The sequence below is a fragment of the Duganella sp. HH101 genome (genome assembly GCF_001758795.1).
In the GTDB taxonomy this organism is placed as follows: Bacteria; Pseudomonadota; Gammaproteobacteria; order Burkholderiales; family Burkholderiaceae_D; genus Rugamonas; species Rugamonas rivuli.
Genome location: NZ_LRON01000005.1, coordinates 363,134 through 381,674, shown reverse-complemented (window position 1 = coordinate 381,674; position 18,541 = coordinate 363,134). Strand labels below are relative to the sequence as shown.

At 66.2% G+C, this 18,541-nt stretch carries 14 protein-coding genes; 8 read left to right on the top strand and 6 right to left on the bottom strand.

Translation table 11 applies throughout. From position 1 onward, the window contains the following. On the top strand, positions 1-798 hold a 798-nt coding region (locus DUGA2_RS11250; RefSeq protein WP_141753233.1), incomplete at its 5' end, for an HlyD family efflux transporter periplasmic adaptor subunit. Between the two features lie 51 nt (positions 799-849). On the opposite strand, the gene DUGA2_RS11245 is transcribed toward DUGA2_RS11250, so the two are convergent. From DUGA2_RS11245 to DUGA2_RS11230, 4 genes are all read right to left on the bottom strand, one after another. Beyond that, a complete protein-coding gene (locus tag DUGA2_RS11245; RefSeq protein ID WP_008447211.1) occupies positions 850-1,041 on the bottom strand; it encodes a hypothetical protein in 192 nt (63 codons plus the stop codon). 206 nt (positions 1,042-1,247) lie between these two features. Continuing rightward, on the bottom strand, positions 1,248-2,489 hold the full coding sequence (locus tag DUGA2_RS11240; protein ID WP_070269358.1) for an MFS transporter: 1,242 nt from the start codon (positions 2,487-2,489) through the stop codon (positions 1,248-1,250). Beyond that, positions 2,486-2,800 carry a hypothetical protein gene (locus tag DUGA2_RS11235; RefSeq protein WP_070269357.1) on the bottom strand — a complete coding sequence of 105 codons (315 nt, stop codon included), beginning with the start codon at positions 2,798-2,800 and terminating at the stop codon, positions 2,486-2,488. The genes DUGA2_RS11240 and DUGA2_RS11235 overlap by 4 nt, the downstream gene beginning before the upstream one ends. A 21-nt stretch (positions 2,801-2,821) precedes the next feature. Continuing rightward, entirely contained in the window at positions 2,822-3,373 is a 552-nt protein-coding gene (locus tag DUGA2_RS11230; protein ID WP_070269356.1) for an RNA polymerase sigma factor, read from the bottom strand. A 112-nt stretch (positions 3,374-3,485) separates the two neighbouring features. Between DUGA2_RS11230 and DUGA2_RS11225 the strand changes: the two genes are divergently transcribed. Continuing rightward, positions 3,486-3,881 carry a VOC family protein gene (locus tag DUGA2_RS11225; protein WP_070269355.1) on the top strand — a complete coding sequence of 132 codons (396 nt, stop codon included), beginning with the start codon at positions 3,486-3,488 and terminating at the stop codon, positions 3,879-3,881. A 1-nt stretch (position 3,882) separates the two neighbouring features. Here DUGA2_RS11225 and DUGA2_RS11220 read toward each other — a convergent pair whose 3' ends face one another. Then, positions 3,883-4,704: a class I SAM-dependent methyltransferase gene (locus DUGA2_RS11220; RefSeq protein WP_070269354.1), complete on the bottom strand. Its 822-nt coding sequence runs from the start codon at positions 4,702-4,704 to the stop codon at positions 3,883-3,885. Between the two features lie 73 nt (positions 4,705-4,777). On the opposite strand from DUGA2_RS11220, the gene DUGA2_RS11215 reads away from it, so the two are divergent. Continuing rightward, on the top strand, positions 4,778-5,170 hold the full coding sequence (locus DUGA2_RS11215; protein ID WP_070269353.1) for a helix-turn-helix domain-containing protein: 393 nt from the start codon (positions 4,778-4,780) through the stop codon (positions 5,168-5,170). A 245-nt stretch (positions 5,171-5,415) separates the two neighbouring features. Here the strand turns inward: DUGA2_RS11215 and DUGA2_RS11210 are convergent, their stop codons facing one another. After that, positions 5,416-6,819, bottom strand: a complete 1,404-nt coding sequence (locus DUGA2_RS11210; RefSeq protein ID WP_070269352.1) for a DEAD/DEAH box helicase — start codon at positions 6,817-6,819, stop codon at positions 5,416-5,418. 371 nt (positions 6,820-7,190) lie between these two features. On the opposite strand from DUGA2_RS11210, the gene fliO reads away from it, so the two are divergent. The 5 genes from fliO (at position 7,191) to DUGA2_RS11185 (ending at position 18,502) form a co-directional block, all read left to right on the top strand. Further along, positions 7,191-7,637 carry a flagellar biosynthetic protein FliO gene (gene fliO, locus DUGA2_RS11205; protein WP_070269351.1) on the top strand — a complete coding sequence of 149 codons (447 nt, stop codon included), beginning with the start codon at positions 7,191-7,193 and terminating at the stop codon, positions 7,635-7,637. Further along, complete coding sequence (gene fliP / locus DUGA2_RS11200; protein WP_070269350.1) at positions 7,627-8,403, top strand: flagellar type III secretion system pore protein FliP; 777 nt, start codon at positions 7,627-7,629, stop codon at positions 8,401-8,403. Before fliO ends, fliP begins: the two co-directional genes overlap by 11 nt. Positions 8,404-8,412: 9 nt before the next feature. After that, the gene (gene fliQ, locus DUGA2_RS11195) at positions 8,413-8,682 is read left to right on the top strand and encodes a flagellar biosynthesis protein FliQ (protein WP_008451355.1); all 270 of its coding nucleotides are present in this window, start codon (positions 8,413-8,415) and stop codon (positions 8,680-8,682) included. 96 nt (positions 8,683-8,778) lie between these two features. Further along, positions 8,779-9,621 carry a flagellar biosynthetic protein FliR gene (fliR, locus tag DUGA2_RS11190; protein WP_070269349.1) on the top strand — a complete coding sequence of 281 codons (843 nt, stop codon included), beginning with the start codon at positions 8,779-8,781 and terminating at the stop codon, positions 9,619-9,621. Between the two features lie 85 nt (positions 9,622-9,706). Continuing rightward, positions 9,707-18,502 carry an iron-regulated protein frpC gene (locus DUGA2_RS11185; RefSeq protein ID WP_070269348.1) on the top strand — a complete coding sequence of 2,932 codons (8,796 nt, stop codon included), beginning with the start codon at positions 9,707-9,709 and terminating at the stop codon, positions 18,500-18,502. Positions 18,503-18,541: the final 39 nt, after the last annotated feature.

Sequence of the window (18,541 nt, the reverse complement as noted above, 5' to 3'; positions counted from 1 at the left end):
GTGGCGGCGCCCGCCGTGCTGGGCGCGCGCCAGTCGCAGGGCTTGTATGCGCCGGCGGTGGCCGAGGTGGACGCGGTGTGGGTGCGCGACGGCCAGCAGGTGCAGGCCGGCCAGGTGCTGGCCCGGCTGCGCTCGCCCGTGTTGTCGATGCAGCTGGCGCAGGCCGAGGCGCGCGAGCGCCAGTTGGGCTGGATGGCGCAGCAGCAGGCTTTCCACAGCGATCTGCAGCAGCAGGGCGCGGTCTTGCAGCAGCAGTGGCTGGCCGCGCAGGAGCAGGTGGACAGCCTGCGCCGCCAGCAGGCCAGGCTGACCCTGCAGGCGCCGTTTGCCGGCCGCGTGGCGGAGCTGGGCGAGGCGCTGCGCGCCGGCACGGTGATCGCGGAAGGCGAGCACCTGCTTGACGTGCTGGGACCGCGTGGTGCGCGGGGCGAAGCCTTTGTCGGCGAGGCGCAGCTGGGCACGCTGAAAAGCGGCGTCACGGCGCGCTTTGTGGCCGACGGCGGCCTGCATCGCGTGGTGTCATGCCGGGTGGGGGCGATAGACGATTTGAATTTGCCGCTGCTGGATCAGCCCTTGCTGGCGTCGGTCCATGGCGGCCCGCTGGCGGTCGAGGCGCGTGAGCGGGGATTGGTGCCGCTGGCGGCGCTGTTCCGCGTGCGCCTGGACGACTGCGACAGCGAGGCGGCGCCATCGCGTGAAATGGCCGGGGTGGCGCGCTTGCCGGGCGAACGCCGGAGTCTGCTGTTAGAGGGGTGGCAGCGCTTGCTGGCGCTGCTGCGCAGGGAAGGCGGCTTGTAAGGCCCGTTGGCGACAGGCCTTGCAAGCGAACGCATCACCGCGAACCGGCGTTCATTGCGGCTGCGGTTCGCCGCGCAGCCTGTCCAACATCTGCAGGGTTGCCGGTAGCAGATTCATGATGCCGTGATAGGCGCAGTATTCACAAAAAGCTTCCTCCGGACTCATGGCGGTGATGCTGGCGTCCGAGTGTCCGCGGCGGCGCAGTGCGCGTAAGCAGGCTGCGTCCATATTCCTGGCGTTCATGCGCTGTTTCCCTTTCGAATAAGTGGGTTGAATATCATGTTGTGAAGCAATTATATGCTCAAAATAGTTCTGTGTGGCAACTATATTGGATTTTCTTAATTACTGGAAGCATTTTGCTACGATGGCGCCGCCGCATCGGGCGCAGGAGGAAGGTGGGGATGCGCAACGGCGGGCGCCGTTGCGCAGGGGATGGAACCGGGCGTGACTCAGGCAGCGGCTTGCTGCGCCGGTGCGGCCAGGGTGTTGCGGTTGAGGCGCCACAGCAGCGCCAGGCCGACCAGCGAGGTGCCGACCACGACATAGCCCACCACGTCGAAGTTCTGCAAGCGGCCGGTCGCGCTTTGCGTGACGATGTGGCCGGCCAGCACCGACGCCAGGCCGCCCGACAGCTGCTGGATCGACGCGCTGATGGCGTTGAACGAGCCGCGCTGGGTCTGCGCCGGCACCGAGGCCATCATGGCCTGGAACGGGATCATGCGCGAGAAGATCCCGATGAACATCACCGTATTGACGATGATGAGCACCACCAGCGACGTCGGACCCAGGTGGGTGTAGACCAGCACCATGGTGATGGTCAGCGCGGTGCCGAACAGGAAGACGCGGAACTTGCCCAGCGCATCGGCCGCCTTGCCGACCATGGGGCCGACGAAGATGGTGCACAGGCCCGTGACGAGGTAGACCGTCGGCAGGTGTTGCAGGGCTATGCCCAGGTTGTTGACCACGTAGGCGCTGCCGAACGGCATCAGCATGAAGCCGCCGGTGGTCAGCAGGGCGGTGGTGGCGAAGGCCAGCAGGTAGCGGCGCTCGGTCACGGTGTGGAACAGGTGCATCCAGGCGCTGTGCTCCTGCGGCTTGCCCAGGTGGCTGTTGACCGGCTGCAGTTTCCACGCCACCAGCAGGCCGCCGGCCAGGCCGAACGCCGCCATGGCGACGAAGGGGATGTGCCAGTTCCACTTGCTCGACAGGTAGATGCCGGCCGGGATGCCCAGCACCTGGCTGGCGGCGAACGCGGTCTGGATCAAGCCCATGACGCGGCCGCGCTGCTGCGCTGCGAACAGGTCGGTGGCGATGGCCAGCACGACCGAGCCGATGACACCGCCGAACAGGCCGGTGACGATGCGCGCGGCCAGCAGCGATTCAAAGCTCTGCGCCAGGCCGCACCACAGCGTGCCCAGGATGAAGCCGGTGTAGAAGAACAGCAGCAGCTTCTTGCGGTCGAAGCGGTCGGCGAAACCGGCGGTCAGCAGGCCGGAAGCGCCGGCGCTGAAGGCGTAGGCCGACACCACCAGGCCGAACTGCTTGGGGCCGATGTTCAGCGCCGGCATGATGACCGCGCCGAGCGGCGACATCAGCATGAAGTCCAGGATGACGGCGAATTGCAGGAAGGCCAGCATCGCCACCACAGCTTTTTGGTAGCCGCTAAACGGCGTCGGTACGGGTTTGGTCATAGGTCTTTTGGTTCTTTGTTGGGCCGGCAGAAGCCGTGTCGGTCTTTGTGAAACTGGGCCCGCTCTTCAGGCGTCATCGCCTGCCAGCGCTGCCAGCGTTCGCGGCCGCCGTGGCGGTGGCCGTGGCGTCCGTGGAAGCCGCCGAACAGGATGCGGCATAGTACCAGCAAGCCCAGCGCGCGCCAGTAGTCGATTTGCAGGCTGCCGGCGAACAGGCCGGGCATGACCCAGTTCCACAACAGCATCACGACCCATCCGAGCAGGGCGACTCCGGCGAGGACCAGGGGCAGGAACAGCAGTTTCTTTTTCATTTCAGATTCTCCTTTCTAACATCATTCGTTGTCGTACAGGGTTTGCAGCCGCGTGCGCAGGTACAGCACCGCGTAGCGTTTGCGCGCCAATAAGGTGTTGACCGAGGTGCCGCTTTGCGCGGCCATTTCCTTGAAGCTGACGCCGTCCAGTTCGTGCGCGACGAACACCTCGCGCTGACTGGCCGGCAATTCTTCCAGCGCCGTTTGCAGTTCTTCCAGCAGCACGGAGCGGGCGTAGGCGTCTTCCGGGCTGCCGTCGGCCGAGGGCAGCAGCAGGTCGAGGCGGCAGTCCTCGCCGTCGTCGTCGGTCATGTCGTCGAGCCGCACCTCTTTCTTCTTGCGGAAGCGGTCGATGATGCGATTGCGCGCGACCCGGAACAGCCAGGCGCTGACTTGTTCGATCGGCTCCGGCAGGCGGTAGGCCTGGACGAACTCGTAGAAGACGTCCTGCAGGATGTCGTCCGCATCGGTCGGATCGCGGACGCGGCTGCGGATGAAATGCCCGAGGCGCGAGCGTTCCCGCAGTACGGTTGCTGCGATGTCCTGCTCGGTGGTTGAGTTCGGTGGTGTCATTGCTTGGTAGACGACTCACGGCTGCTTATATTGTGGCAACTTGCAGAAATAATTATTTATACAATTGATAAGCTGGTGTAAAACGTCACCATACTCCAACCGGGACAAGGCCATGCAGCTTTCCAACTATCTTTTCTTTACGACGATGTGCGAACCGGCGCTGGCGTTTTATGCGCGCTGCGGGCTGGGCCAGATCACCGATGTGTTGCGCTATGGCGTGGACGGCATGCCGGTCCACAACGAAGCCATGCGCGGCCGCATCATGCACGCGAAGTTCGAGGGACCGGGCGTGTTGTTCTTTGCCTCGGACAACGACGATGCCGAACCCATGCGCGGCTCGTCGCATATTCTGCAGATGAACGACAGGCAGCAGACCGAGCAGCTGTTCGCGCGCCTGGCCCAGGATGGCAAGGTGACGACGCCGCTGGCCATGCAGCCTTGGGGCGATTACTACGGCAAGCTGACCGATCAATTCGGCGTGCAGTGGATGCTGAATTGTTCGGTTTAATTTAAGCGCGAGCGCCGATGTTCCAGCAGGCGGCAGTGTAGCGTACTTGGCCGTTGTCGATGTAGGGCGCGAAGCCGGCGCGGGCGGCGATGCCGACTTGCCGGCGCGTGTGCTCGTCGGCCGTCTGCAGCAGCCTGCCGACCGGGCCCATCTGGGTGGCGTAGCGCTCCAGCTCCGTTTCTGGGAAGTTGCACGCGACGTCGAGCGGCTGGATATCGATGTCGCGCCAGCCGGCCTGTTCCAGTATTGCCTGCACGCGGTGGCGGTCGGCGAAGCCGAACTGGCCGGGTTCGTTCGGCACGCGGGGCGGCAGCTGGGGCAGCAGGTGCGCCGCGCTGCGCTCGGCGGCGGTCATGAAGGGATTTTCTTCCGGGCTGCGCCAGGCGATCATGCGCAGCGTGGCGCCGTCGCGCGCGGCCAGCCGCAGATTGCGGAAGGCGGCGACTGGATCGTCGAAGAACATCACGCCGAAGCGCGAGATGATGGCGTCGTAGCTGGCCGGTTCGAAGGCGTGGCGTTGCGCGTCGTCCTGGATGAAGGCGGCGGAGGAGCGGCTGTGTGCGGCGCGTTCGCGGGCGGAGGCCAGCATGGGGCCGGAAATATCGATGCCGGTGCAGTGGCCGTCCGGGCCCAGTTGGCGAGCGGCGGCCAGCGTGGTGGCGCCGGTGCCGCAGCCCACGTCCAGCAGGCGGCGCGCGTTGGCGGGCAGCGATTGCACCAGCAGGTCTTCGAAGGGCTGGTACATGCGGTCGAGCAGGTTTTGTGTCGCGACCCAGGTGTGGCCGGCCGCGCCTTGCCACATGGCGTTTTGTTGTGAGTTCATGATGGGGCCTTTCGCTTGTTGGGGAGTAGGGAAGGTGCTACTGTGCCACTTCAAGTCAACTTGAGGTCAAGCGATGGCGAGCATGGACATAGCGGAAGTGGCCCGGATCTCCGGCATGCCGGCGTCTGCGCTGCGATATTATGAAGAAAAAGGACTGATCGTGTCGGTCGGCAGGCGAGGTCTGCGGCGGCTGTTCGATGATGGCGTGCTGGAGAAGCTGGCGTTGATTGCCTTGGGGCGCGCGTCCGGTTTCTCGCTGGACGAGATTGGCGGCATGTTCGGGCCTGATGGCGACTTGCGGATTGATCGCCAGTTGTTGGTGGCGAAGGCGGATGAGCTGGACCGCACGATCAAAAAGCTGGCCTCCATGCGCGACGGCTTGCGTCACGCGGCGGTGTGCAAGGCGGCCAACCATCTGGAGTGTCCGACCTTCCGCCGCATCCTTCGGATCACGGCCAGGAAATAAGCAAGCTTATTTCTCCACGGAGGAATGAAATGGTGTCGTTACTTGGCCAGGAGAGCTTGACCTGGCACCGGACGCCATGCACGACGAGATCCGGCGTAAGGGGGGCTGGATTTTGACCTGAACCGTGCTTTATTCATACGTCCCTGAGACCCCTCGCACCCAACGCAAAAAGCCCCCGCCGGCACTGGTCGCGATCTTGATCGCGTCCAGGCCGGCGGGGGCTTTTTAGTTCAGCTGGCTACCGATTAACGGTCGCCGTAGCTGCGGCGTGCGCCGTCGGTGCTGCGTGGGTTGCTGCCTTTGTAGCCGCCGCCGGTGCTGCCTTCCTTGCGCGGTGCGCCTGGCTTGCTGAACGTGCGCTGGCCCGATGGCTTGGCGCCGCCGCGGTTGTCGCCTGGCTTCCAGCCGCCTGGACGTGGCGACGAACGCGATGCCGACGCGGTCTTCTTAGGCTCGTAGCCTTCGATGACGTTGACCGGAATCAGCTGCTTGGTGAAGCGCTCGATGCGCTTGACGTTCATGCCTTCAGCGTGGTTCACCAGCGAGATCGCCAGACCGTTGCGGCCGGCACGGCCGGTACGGCCGATGCGGTGCACGTAGTCTTCTGGGAACTTCGGCAGGTCGTAGTTAAACACGTGGGTGATGGTCGGAACGTCGATACCGCGAGCGGCGACGTCGGTGGCGATCAGGATCTTGACCTGGCCGCGACGCAGGCTGTCCAGCGTACGGTTACGGGCGCCCTGGTGCATGTCGCCATGCAGTGCGGCAGCCGAGAAACCGGCGATGTTCAGACGGTCGGCGATGGTGTCGGCGTCACGCTTGGTGGCGGTGAAGACCACGGCCTGGTCCAGCGAGTCGTCGCGCAACAGGTGGTCCAGCAGGCGGTTCTTGTGCGACAGGTCGTCGACGAAGTGCACGCGCTGGGTGATGTTCTCATGCTTGTTGGCGGCGCTGACGATCTGGATGATCTGCGGATCTTTGGTGATGCGGCGGGCCATGTTGCCAACCACGCCGTCCAGCGTGGCCGAGAACAGCATGGTCTGGCGGGTCGACGGGGTTGCGTCGACGATCTTCTCGATGTCGTCGATGAAGCCCATGTCCAGCATGCGGTCGGCTTCGTCCAGCACCAGGATTTCCAGTTGCGAGAAGTCGATCTTGCCCGATTCCATGTGGTCGATCAGACGGCCTGGGGTTGCCACCAGAATCTCAGGATTCTTGGCCAGCAGTTGCATCTGTTTTGGATATGGCATACCGCCCAGGATCGACACGGCCTTGATGCGGCGCAGGTTGACGCTGTACTTGTCGGTATTGGTGGTGACTTGCAGGGCCAGTTCGCGGGTTGGGGTCAACACCAGCATTTTTGGCTGTGCAGCTTTGAAACGTGGGCGCTCGCCACGGGCACGGGCGGCTTGCATTTCTTGATTTGGAGTCTTGCCGGCGGCTGCCGGGTCGATCTCGGACAAACGGTGCAGCGACGGCAGCATGAACGCTGCAGTCTTGCCGGAACCGGTTTGCGAGGAAACCAACAAGTCCTTGCCTGCGATAGCGGCAGGGATGGCCTGCTGCTGTACTGGAGTCGGCGCGGTGTAGCCGGCGTCGGTCAGGGCTTTAATGATGGACGTGTTGAGACCAAGTGCTTCAAATGTCATGCTGTTCTTTCGTAAAAAACCGGCGTTCGTGCAAAAGCCGAACGCGAAATAGCTACGCCTACCAAAACGAAATGACTCAATCAAAATCGAAAGAAATTTCGGCACAAAAGCTTTGCGCCGGGACGGTGTCAGGTGCGACACCAAAGGCGGGAGGGCTTTAATAGCGACATCAGGGTGATGCGCTAAGGCTTGCGAAGCTGCTAGTAATACCTGGCTGAACAATCGGCGCTGCTTTTGTTGCAGCGCGCTCATTGCAGCGCACAGGCAACACTATACAGCAGTTGCCCCTCGCTGTATAGGTCAAAGCATTTCTATTGTGCAGCGCCGCAGTTATTTATATGATAATTTTATGGTTTTGATTGGGATGGGCGATGCGAATTCTTTGGGGTGTGTCGATGATGCTTGCGGCGGCGCCGGCCGCCCCCGCCGGCCCGCTGGCGATGACCATCCCCACGCCGCAGCCATCGGCGGCCTCGGCCGGCGGCGGCTTGCTGCAAACCACCTTCGCGCTGATGTTCGTGCTGGCCCTGCTGGTCGGCCTGGCCTGGTTCCTGAAGCGCTTCGGCCCGAAGGGCCTGTCCGGCGGCAACAGCAACGTCAAGCTGGTCGGCGCGCTGAACGTCGGCGCGCGCGAGCGCATCCTGGTGGTCGAAGTGGGCGAACAATGGATCGTGGTCGGCGCCTCGCCGGGCCGCATGAACGCGCTGGCCACCATGCCGCGCCAGCAGAGCAGCGAAGCTGCCGCCTCGGCTACGCTGCCGACGGCCAACTTCGCCGAATGGTTCAAACAAACGATCGACAAGCGCAATGGCAAATAAGCAGGCCGGCATCCCCCCTTCCACCGTCGTCAAATCCCTGTTGATGCTGGCCGCGCTGGCGCTGCCGCTCGCGGCCGGCGCCGACTCCAGCATCGGCATCCCGGCCTTCAACGCCGCGCCGGCGCCGGGCGGCGGCACCAGCTACACGCTGCCGATCCAGACCATGCTGCTGATGACGGCGCTGACCTTCATCCCGGCCGCGCTGTTGCTGATGACCAGTTTCACCCGCATCATCATCGTGCTGTCGCTGCTGCGCCAGGCGCTGGGCACGCAGTCGGCCCCGCCCAACCAGGTGATGGTCGGGCTGGCGCTGTTCCTGACGCTGTTCGTCATGGGCCCGACCTTCGACAAGATCTACACCGAAGCCTATCTGCCGCTGCAGGAAAACAAGATCAACATGAGCGCGGCCATGGACAAGGGTGTCGCGCCGTTAAAAACTTTCATGATGAAGCAAACCCGGCAGGCCGACCTGGCCCTGTTCGTCAAATTGTCGCGCAGCCCCGCGCTGCAAGGGCCGGAAGACGTGCCGCTGCGCATCCTGGTGCCGGCCTTCGTCACCAGCGAGCTGAAAACCGCGTTCCAGATCGGCTTCGCCATCTTCATTCCATTTCTGATTATCGACATGGTGGTCGCCTCTGTACTGATGTCGATGGGGATGATGATGATGTCGCCGGCCGTGATCTCGCTGCCGTTCAAGCTGATGCTGTTCGTGCTGGTGGACGGCTGGCAACTGCTGCTCGGTTCGCTGGCCCAGAGTTTTTACTAGGAGACGGCCATGACACCCGAAAGCGTGATGACCATGGGCCGCCACGCCATGGAAGTGACCCTGATGATCGCCGCGCCGATGCTGCTGGTGGCGCTGATCATCGGCCTGGTGGTCAGCATCTTCCAGGCCGCCACCCAGATCAATGAAGCGACGCTGTCCTTCATCCCCAAGCTGGTCGGCATCTTCGTGGCGCTGGTGGTGGCCGGCCCGTGGATGCTGTCGGTCATGCTCGACTACATGCGCGAGGTATTCGGCGGCATTCCCGGCCTGGTCGGGTAGATACTTTGTCAATATGTAACATTTTCCGATTAAGCAAGAAGTTGACTTAAAATGGGTTTGTTGATGCCCAGTGGAAAGAAATAGGTAACAAGCCTCATGATTTCGTTCTCCACTGCCGATATCAATCTATGGATCGCCGGTTTGCTGTGGCCGTTGACGCGCATCCTGGGTTTGCTGGCGGCGTCTCCGCTGTTCGGCAACTCCAGCGTGCCCGCCAGCGTCAAGATCAGCCTGGGCGTGCTGCTGGCGATGATCGTGGCGCCGGCCGTGCCGGTGCTGCCGGGCACGGACCCGATGTCGCTGGCCGGGCTGCTGATCCTGGTGCAGGAAATGCTGATCGGCCTGGCCATGGGTTTCAGCATCCGCATCGTGTTCGCGGCGGTGGAGATGGCGGGAGAAATCTCCAGTTTGACCATGGGCCTGGGGTTCGCGACGTTTTTCGACCCCAACACCCAGGGCCGCTCGTCGGCGATCAGCCAGTTCCTGGCGCTGGTGGCGACCATGGCCTTCCTGGCCGTGAACGCCCACCTGGTGCTGCTGTCGGCGCTGGTGGAGAGTTTTTACACGCTGCCGGTGTCGGCCTCGCCGGTCTATGGCGGCGGTTTCAAGCAGCTGGCCGACTGGGGCGGCAGGATATTCAGCACCGGTGTGCAGCTGTCGCTGCCCATCGTGGCGGCTTTACTGATTACCAACGTCGCGCTGGGCATCCTGACACGCGCGGCGCCGCAACTGAATTTGTTTGGGATCGGGTTTCCGATCACCTTAGGTGTAGGTTTGCTGGTCATCGCCATGACACTCCCGTACTTGGCGACGCCCGTGCAAAACCTGTTTTTGGATGGCTTGGAGCGCGCGCGGCTGATGCCGCGCACGTGGTCGCAGCGTCCCGTAGCGGTCAAACCGGCAAACTTGCCGCTTAGACCTCCGGGGCCGCGACCATAGCGAAATTCAATAGCCCAGCCGTGTTTTTTGGTTTCCATGAGGCAATTATGCGCGTATCATGGAAGCTCCCCGGGAGAACAATGCAATGACTTCGATCGTTATAGATTTCACAACCGACCAGATCGTCAGTCTCACGACTGCGCAGATCGGCCTGTTCACGACCGAGGACATGCAAGCGCTCAGCTCCGACCAGCTCGGCGTGATGAGTTCCTCCCAGGTGCGCGCCATCACCACGCTGCAACTGAACTACCTGACCACGGACGCCCTGGCCGGCCTGAGCACGGCCAACGTGCCCGCCCTGACCCAGCTGCAGGTCGGCGCCCTGAACACCGGCCTGATGGCCGCCCTCAGCACCGACCAGCTGGTCGCGCTGAGCACCCGCGAAATGCAGGCCCTGGGCAGCCGCCAGCTCAATGTGCTGAACTCGGACCAGATCGGCGCGCTCGAGACGGTCGACCTGCGCGCCCTCTCCACCGCCCAGCTGAACATGCTGGGCTCCGACCAGGTCGCCAGCCTGGTCACTGGCCAGCTCGGCTCGCTGGCCACGCAGCAGCTGCGCGCCATCAACACCGGCGCCGTGCAAGCGCTGACCACCGACCAGATCGTCTCGCTGGCGACCGCCATGCTGGGCGTGCTGACCACCAGCCAGCTCAACGCGCTGACGGCCGGCCAGCTGGCCGCCGTCACCACCGACCAGATCGCCGGCCTGAGCTCGCTGCAAGTGGGCGCCCTGGCCACCGCCACCGTGGCCAACCTCGGCAGCGACCAGATCGCCGCGCTGGAAACCCGCGACCTGATCGGCATGAACAGCGCCCAGATCGCCGTGCTCAGCGCCGTGCAACTGGGCGGCCTGGGCACCGACCAGATGCACGCGCTGCGCAGCCATGAAATCGCCGCCCTGACCACCGACCAGCTGCCGGTGCTGAGCACCGACCAGTTCAACGCGCTGAGCTCGCTGGCGGCGCTGAATTCGGCCCAGATCGGCGCGCTGAGCACCGACCAGCTGACCTCGCTGACCACGCGCACCGTGACCCTGCTCAGCAGCGCCCAGCTGGCGGCGCTGACCGCCGGCCAGGTGCAAGCCCTGAACACCGACCAGATCGCCGCGCTGTCGACCGGCCAGGTCGCCGCGCTGACCACCGCCACCGTCGGCGCGCTGACGTCCGACCAGGTGCAAGCCATCGAGACGCGCGACTTCGCCGTCTTCACCACCGGCCAGATCCGCGCGCTCGCCAGCGACCAGCTGGTGGCGCTGACCTCCATCCAGATCGCCGCGCTGAGCAGCGCCGCCGAAGCGGCCCTGCTGCCCGACCAGCTGGCCGCGCTGACCACCGACCAGATCGCCGCGCTGAAATCCATCGTGCCGCTGACCACGCTGCAAATCCAGGCGCTGACCACCGACCAGGTGGTGGCGCTGAGCAGCAAGTCCGTCACCACCCTCAGCAGCGTGCAACTGGCGGCGCTGACCGTCGACCAGGTGCAGGCGCTCAGCAGCGACCAGATCATCGAGATGACGGCGGCCCAGTACAGCAACCTGAGCAGCGCCATGCTCAACGCCCTGACCAGCACCCAGATCGGCCTGATCGAGACGCGCGACATCGCCGCGCTGCGCTCGGCGCAGATCGCCCGCCTGTCGACCGACCAGCTGGTGGTGTTGCTGACCGACCAGTTCGCCGCACTGACCAGCAGCGCCATCGGCGCCCTCAGCACCGACCAGATCAGCGTGCTGACCACCGACCAGCTGAACGCGCTGTCGACGCTGGTGGGCCTGTCGAGCCGCCAGATCAGCTCCTTCACCACGGCGCAGATGAGTTCGCTGTCCACGCACAACCTGGCGACCCTGGCCACCAGCCAGCTGCGGGCGCTGAGCTCGGACCAGATCCAGGCGCTGACCACCGACCAGATCGTCGCGCTGAGCGCCGGCCAGTTCCGCGGCCTGAACTCGGCCGCCATCGCCGCGCTCACGACCCTGCAGGTGTCGGTGATCGAAACCCGCGACATCGCCGGCCTCGCCACGCAGCAGATCAACAAGCTGGGCACCGACCAGATCATGGTGCTGAGCACGGACCAGATCGTCGCGCTGACCTCGGGCGAAATCGCCGCCCTGGGCACCGACCAGATCCAGGCCCTGAGCACCGACCAGATCGACGCGCTGCGTTTCCTGACCGCGCTGACCACGCGCCAGATCCGCGCGCTGACCACGCTCCAGATCGGCAACCTGACCACCGCCGACCTGAGCAGCCTGACCACCCGCCAGTTCACCGGCTTCACCAGCGACCAGCTGCAGGCGCTGACCTCCGACCAGATCGTCGGCCTGAACACCGCGCAACTGGTGGCGCTGAGCGCCAGCGCCATGGCCTCGCTGTCGACCGACGCCATCGCCGCCATCGAAACGCGCGACATCCGCGCGCTGCGCACCGCCCAGATCGCCCAGCTGAGCACGCTGCAAGTGACGGCCCTGACCACCGCCCAGCTGGCCGCCTTCACCACCGCCGAAATCCGCGCGCTGACCTCGGACCAGGTGGCGGTGCTGACCAGCGACCAGATCGTCGCGCTGTCGACGCTGGGCCCGCTCGTGACCAGGCAGATCGCCGGCCTGACCACCGACCAGATCGCGCAGATGACGACCGCCGACTTCGCGACGCTGCAGACCAACCAGCTGGCCGCCTTCAACACCGACCAGGCCGCCGCGATCAGCAGCGACCAGATCCTGGCCATGTCGACCGCGCAGGTGCGCGCGCTCAGCACCGACGCCATCGCCGCGCTCGGCCTGGACCGCATCGCCGCGCTGCGCAACGCCGACCTGATTTCCCTGAGCACGCGCCAGGTCGCGGCGCTGACCACCGCCCAGCTGGCCGCGCTGAGCACCCAGCAGCTGCGGGTGCTGACCACCGGCGAAATCGCCGCCCTGACGCTGACCCAGATCGCCGGCCTGACCAGCGACCAGATCGACGCCCTCGCCACCTTGAGCGCGCTGACCACCAGACAATTGTCCGGCTTCAGCACCGACCAGCTGGCCTCGCTGAACCTGCCCGACCTGCGCGCGCTCAGCTCGCGCCAGATCGGCGCCCTCAGCACCGACCAGTTGGTGGCGCTGACCACCGACCAGATCCGCGGCATGGGCACGGCCCAGCTGCGCGGCATCGCCGCCGCCAATATGGCGGCGCTGACCACCGGCCAGATCGCCGCGCTGAGCAACGCCGAGCTGGCGTCGCTGAGCACCAAACAGCTGGTCAACCTCAGCACCGACCAGATCGTCGCGCTGAGCACCGTCCAGATCACCGCGCTGACCACGCAGGAAATCGCCGCGCTGACCAGCGACCAGAAGGCTGCGCTGACCAGCGACCAGCTGGGCGCGCTGAGCTCGCTGGCCAGTTTCTCGACCGCCGCCATCGCCGCGCTCACCACCGCCCAGATCGCCTCGCTGCCGCTGGCCATCCTGGCCGGCCTGACCACGCGCCAGATCGCCTCGCTGACCACCGACCAGATCGGCGCCTTGACCACCGATGAAATCGTCGCGCTGACCACCGGCCAGTTCCGCGCCCTCACCAGCGACCAGCTCGGCGCGCTCACGTCCGACCAGGTGCCGGCCATCGAGCTGGCCGACGTGCGGGCGCTGTCGACCCGCCAGATCACCGCGCTGACCACGCTCCAGCTGAGCGAGCTCACGCCGGCCCAGTTCGCCGCGCTGAGCACCCAGGACATCGCCAACCTGACCACCCAGCAGATCGCCGGCCTGTCGACCGACCAGATCGCCAGCTTCGCCACGCTGGCGCCGCTGACCAGCCGGCAGATCGCCGCCATGACCACGGCGCAGATCGCCAGCCTGGCGCTGGCCAAGATCGCCACGCTGACCACCCGCCAGATCGCCGGCCTGACCACCTTGCAGGTGGGCGCGCTGACCACCGATGAAATCGTCGCGCTGAGCACGGCCCAGGTGCGCAGCCTGAACGCCGCCACCCTGGCCGCGCTGTCGACCGAGCAGATCGCCGCCATCGAAGTGGTGGACGTGGCCGCGCTGGGCACCGGCCAGATCCGCGCGCTGACCAGCGACCAGCTGGCCGCGCTGACCTCCAACCAGTTCGCCGCGCTGAGCACCCGCACGCTGGCCAGCCTGACCACCGACCAGGTGGCCGCGCTGTCGCTGGCCCAGGTCGACAGCCTGGCCTCGCTGGCGCCGCTGACCAGCAACCAGGTCGCCGCGCTGACCACCGCCCAGATCGACAGCCTCGGCCTGGCCCAGATCGCCACCTTCAAGACCGTCCAGCTCAACGCGCTGGGCAGCGACCAGTTGCAGGCGCTGACCAGCGACCAGATCATCGCGCTGGAAACGGCGCAGATCCGCGGCCTGAGCGCCAACGCGCTGAACGCGCTGACCACGGCCCAGTTCTCCTCCATCGAGCTGGTCGACATCGCCGCGCTGCGCACCAGCCAGGTGGCCGCGCTGAGCACCAGCCAGGTGTCGTCGCTGACGCTGGCCCAGCTGAGCGCCTTCACCTCGCAGGAAATCTCCGCCCTGACCACGCGCCAGCTGGGCGTGCTGACCACCGACCAGTTCGCCGCGCTGGGCAGCCTGGCCGGCCTCAACACGCGCCAGATCAGCGGCCTGTCGAGCGACCAGATCATCGCGCTGACGCCGGCCCAGGTGGCCGCGCTGAAGACCTCGCAGATCGCCGCCTTCAGCACCACCCAGATCCAGTACTTCACCAGCCTGCAGATTCCGGTGCTGAGCACGGCCCAGGTGCGGGCGCTGTCGGCCGCCGCGATCGCCGCGCTGACCACCGACCAGATCCTGGAACTGAGCGGCCCCGACCTGGCCGCGCTCAAGACCAACCAGCTGATGGCGCTGACCAGCGACCAGCTGGGCGCGCTGTCGCTGACCCAGTACGGCACCCTGATCAGCAGCGAAATCGCCGCCCTGACCACCCGTCAGCTGAGCTACCTGACCAGCGACCAGATCGCCGCGCTGGCCAACCTGGCCGCGCTGACCACCCTGCAGATCAGCGCGCTGAGCACCGACCAGCTCAACGCGCTGACGGCGCAGCGCTTCGTCACGCTGAGCACCAAACAACTGGCCGCGCTGTCCAGCCGCCAGGTGCAGGGCATCAACACCGACCAGATCATCGCGCTGTCGACCGCGCAGATCCGCGCCATCAACACCACGCTGCTGGCGGCGATGAGCACCGACCAGATCGAAGCGATCGAGGCGCTGGACCTGGCCGCCATGACCACCGCCCAGCTGCGCTCGCTGACCACCCAGCAGATGCAAGCCCTGCTGACCGACCAGTTGCACGCGCTGAGCAGCGCCGACATCGCCGCCTTCTCGCAAACCCAGTTGTCGGTGCTGAGCAATGCCCAGGCCAGCGCGCTGGGCAACCTGGCCGACTACTCGACGCTGCAGATCGCCGCCATGTCGACCACCCGCATCGTCGCGCTGTCGCTGCTGGACATCGACCTGCTGAGCACGCGCCAGATCGGCGCCCTGACCTCGCTGCAGGTGTCGGTGCTGAGCAGCGACCAGTTGACCGAACTGAGCGGCGCCCAGGTCGGCGCGCTCAGCACCGCCGCGCTGGCCGGCCTGAGCGCCGCCCAGATCCCGTTCATCGACGCCGTCGACATCCCGTCGATGAAGAGCGCGCAACTGCAGGCGCTCAACAGCGCCCAGCTGCAGGCGCTGACCAGCGACCAGGTCAGCCTGCTCACCTCGCAGGAAGTGGCGGCCCTGAAGGCCAGCCAGATCGCGGCGCTGAGCACCGACCAGCTGGTCAACCTGAGCAATATCCGCGGCATGACCACGGCCCAGATCCACGCGCTGACGTCCGACCAGCTGAGTTCGCTGTTGCCGGACCAGATCGCCTCGCTGCGCACCGCCCAGATCGCCGCGCTGAGCAACACCCAGGTCGGCTACCTGACCACCGACCAGATCGTCGCGCTGACCACCGCCGACATGCTGGCCATGGCCACCCGGTCGCTGGCCGCGCTCAGCACCGACCAGGTGGCCGCGATCGAGCTGGCCGACATCGCCGCGCTGCGCTCGGTGCAGCTGCAGGCGCTGACCACGGCGCAGGTGGCCGCCATCAATACGGTGCAGATCGGCTTCCTGTCGACCAACGCCGTCAGCGGCCTGAGCGCCAACCAGGTGCGGGCGCTGAGCGTCGACCAGATCGCCGCGCTGACGGACGTGCAGTTCCGCGCGCTGTCGACCCGCGCCATCGCCGCGCTCAGCACCGACCAGTTCGTCGCCATCGAGCTGGGCGACCTGGCCGCGCTGCGCAGCCACCAGATCCGCGCGCTCACGTCCGACGAGCTGGTCAGCATGACGACCAACCAGTTGACCAGCCTCACCACGGCCCAGGTCGCCGCGCTGACGACCACCCAGATCAGCTATCTGACGCCGGACCAGTTCCTGCTGCTCGGTTCGCTGGGCTCGCTGAACACCACCCAGGTGTCGACGCTGACCACCGACCGCATCCAGGCGCTCAACGACGACCAGCTGGGCGCGCTGACCACGGCCCAGATCGGCGCGCTGAGCAGCCGCCAGGTGGGCGCCTTCACCACCCACCAGATCCAGCAGCTGTCGGTGGCGCAATGGCGCGCCCTGAGCACCTCGGCGCTGCGCGGCCTGTACAGCGACCAGATCGCCGCCATCGAGGTGGAAGACCTGTCGGGCTTGAAGACCAGCCAGATCGCCTCGCTGAGCACGCTGCAGATTTCGCTGCTCACCGTCGACCAGTTCGGCGTGCTGACCACGGCCGAGGTGGCGGCGCTGACCGGCGCCCAGGCCAAGGCGCTGACCACCGACCAGCTGAACGGCCTGGCCACGCTGGCCGGCCTGACCACGCTGCAAGTGAGCTCGCTCTCCACGGACCAGCTGGTCGCCCTCAACGGCGACCACATGGTGACGCTGCGCACCGCGCAGATCGCCGCGCTGACCAAGAACCAGCTGCAAGCCTTCACCACCGACCAGCTGGTCGGCCTGACCACCGCGCAAGTGCGCGCGCTGAGCGTGGCCGCGCTGGCCGGGCTGAGCACCGACCAGATCCAGGTGATCGAGCTGGACGACATCCCGGCGTTCACCAGCGCGCAGCTGAACTCGCTGACCAAGGCCCAGTTCTCGGCGCTGACGCTGGGCCAGATCGCCAGCCTGGCGACCCAGCAGATCTCCACGCTGAGCCCGAGCGACATCACCGCCCTGAGCACCCAGCAGATCAACCAGCTGAGCACGCTGGGCGTGCTGAACGCCGGTCAGGTGGCGGCGCTGACTTCGGACCAGCTGGGCGGCATCGATGTCGACCACTTCGCCACGCTGCGCTCGGCGCAGATCGCCGCGCTGACGCTCAAGCAATTCTCGCTGCTGACCACCGACCAGCTCGGTTCGCTGAGCACCCAGCAGGCGCGCGGCCTGAACATGACCATCCTGGGCACCGACCAGATCGTCGCGCTCAATGTCGACGCGGTGGCCGCGCTGACCACGGCCCAGCTGCAGACGCTGAAGACCAACCAGATCGCCGCGCTCACCGGCGCCCAGTTCGCCTCGCTGTCGACCCGCGCGCTGGCCTCGCTGGCGGTGCCGCAGATCCGCGGCCTGAGCACAGACCAGTTGGCCGCGCTCGGCACGCTGAGCCCGTTCACGGCGGCGCAGATCGGCGGTTTCAGCTCCGACCAGATCGCCGGCGTCGCGGCCGACATGATCAACAGCTTGCGCACCGCCCAGATCGCCGGACTCGGTTCGACCCAGTCGCTGGGCCTGACCACCACCCAGATTTCGTCGCTCGATCCGACGCTGGTGGCGGCGCTGTCGGTGGTGGCGCTGAACGCGCTGAACTCCGACCAGATCCAGGCCTTCGACGGCAACGACATCGTCGCGCTGAAGACCGCGCAACTGTCCAGCCTGAGCGGCGCCACCATCGCCAAGTTCTCGGCGCTGCAGGTGGCGGCGTTCTCGACGGCGCAGATCCGTTCGCTCAAGGCCACCCAGATCAAGGCGCTGACGCTGGAGCAGATCGCCGCCCTGACCGTGGCTGAAATCTCGGCGCTGGCGGCCACCCAGGTGTGCGCGCTGACCGCCGACCAGCATGCTGCGCTGACGCAGGAACAACTGACGGCGCTGCCGATCGGCAGTCCGCTGATCCTCGACCTGGACGGCAATGGCATCCGCACGCTGGGCATCGACGCCGGCGTCCGCTTCGACATCTATGCCGATGGCGAACGCCTCAACGTCGGCTGGGTCGGCAAGGGCGACGGCTTGCTCGCGCTGGACCGCAACCACGACGGCCTGATCAACGACGGCAGCGAGCTGTTCGGCACCGCCACCAACAGCGGCGGCGGCAAGGCCAGGGACGGCTTCGCCGCGCTGGCCGACATGGACAGCAACCACGACGGCGTGGTCGACGGCAAGGATGGTCAATTCGGCGACTTGCGGGTGTGGGTCGACGCCAACGCGGACGGCGTCAGCCAGGGCGACGAGCTGAAGACGCTGGCGTCGCTGGGCGTCGCCAGCCTGACGGTGGCGGCCAGCAAGGTGAGCGAGCTGGACAACAACAACTGGATCGGTTTGCGCTCCAGCTACACCAGCAGCGACGGCACGGTCAGCCAGATGGCCGACGTCTGGTTCCTGGCCAGCCGGGCGGCGCAGGCGAGCGCGCTGACGCAGGCCATCAACAGCTACGGCCAGCAAGCCAACGCGGCGCCGGCCGGCAACAGCGGCGGACAGCTGACGCCGGCGCCAGCCGACGCCGGCCTGGCCGGCCACGTCGCCGCGCTGGCCGAGCAGTTGCAGCACTACGCCGCCACCACCGGCCTGAGCGGCAGCGCCGCCGTCCACGACGACGACTGGCTGCGCAAGCAGCACGCTGCCGGCGGCATCCTGGCAGCGAAATAAGCCCGGGGGTCACACCCTGGGGGTCAAGTCTGACATTCG

Excerpts from the sequence above, each read along its gene's own strand:
- DUGA2_RS11215 (WP_070269353.1), top strand. The coding sequence starts at position 4,778 with ATGGCGAGCATGGACATAGCGGAAGTGGCCCGGATCTCCGGCATGCCG.
- DUGA2_RS11210 (WP_070269352.1), bottom strand. The coding sequence starts at position 6,819 with ATGACATTTGAAGCACTTGGTCTCAACACGTCCATCATTAAAGCCCTG.
- DUGA2_RS11230 (WP_070269356.1), bottom strand. The coding sequence starts at position 3,373 with ATGACACCACCGAACTCAACCACCGAGCAGGACATCGCAGCAACCGTA.
- fliP (WP_070269350.1), top strand. The coding sequence starts at position 7,627 with ATGGCAAATAAGCAGGCCGGCATCCCCCCTTCCACCGTCGTCAAATCC.
- DUGA2_RS11235 (WP_070269357.1), bottom strand. The coding sequence starts at position 2,800 with ATGAAAAAGAAACTGCTGTTCCTGCCCCTGGTCCTCGCCGGAGTCGCC.
- fliO (WP_070269351.1), top strand. The coding sequence starts at position 7,191 with ATGCGAATTCTTTGGGGTGTGTCGATGATGCTTGCGGCGGCGCCGGCC.
- fliQ (WP_008451355.1), top strand. The coding sequence starts at position 8,413 with ATGACACCCGAAAGCGTGATGACCATGGGCCGCCACGCCATGGAAGTG.
- DUGA2_RS11240 (WP_070269358.1), bottom strand. The coding sequence starts at position 2,489 with ATGACCAAACCCGTACCGACGCCGTTTAGCGGCTACCAAAAAGCTGTG.
- DUGA2_RS11185 (WP_070269348.1), top strand. The coding sequence starts at position 9,707 with ATGACTTCGATCGTTATAGATTTCACAACCGACCAGATCGTCAGTCTC.
- fliR (WP_070269349.1), top strand. The coding sequence starts at position 8,779 with ATGATTTCGTTCTCCACTGCCGATATCAATCTATGGATCGCCGGTTTG.
- DUGA2_RS11225 (WP_070269355.1), top strand. The coding sequence starts at position 3,486 with ATGCAGCTTTCCAACTATCTTTTCTTTACGACGATGTGCGAACCGGCG.
- DUGA2_RS11220 (WP_070269354.1), bottom strand. The coding sequence starts at position 4,704 with ATGAACTCACAACAAAACGCCATGTGGCAAGGCGCGGCCGGCCACACC.
- DUGA2_RS11245 (WP_008447211.1), bottom strand. The coding sequence starts at position 1,041 with ATGAACGCCAGGAATATGGACGCAGCCTGCTTACGCGCACTGCGCCGC.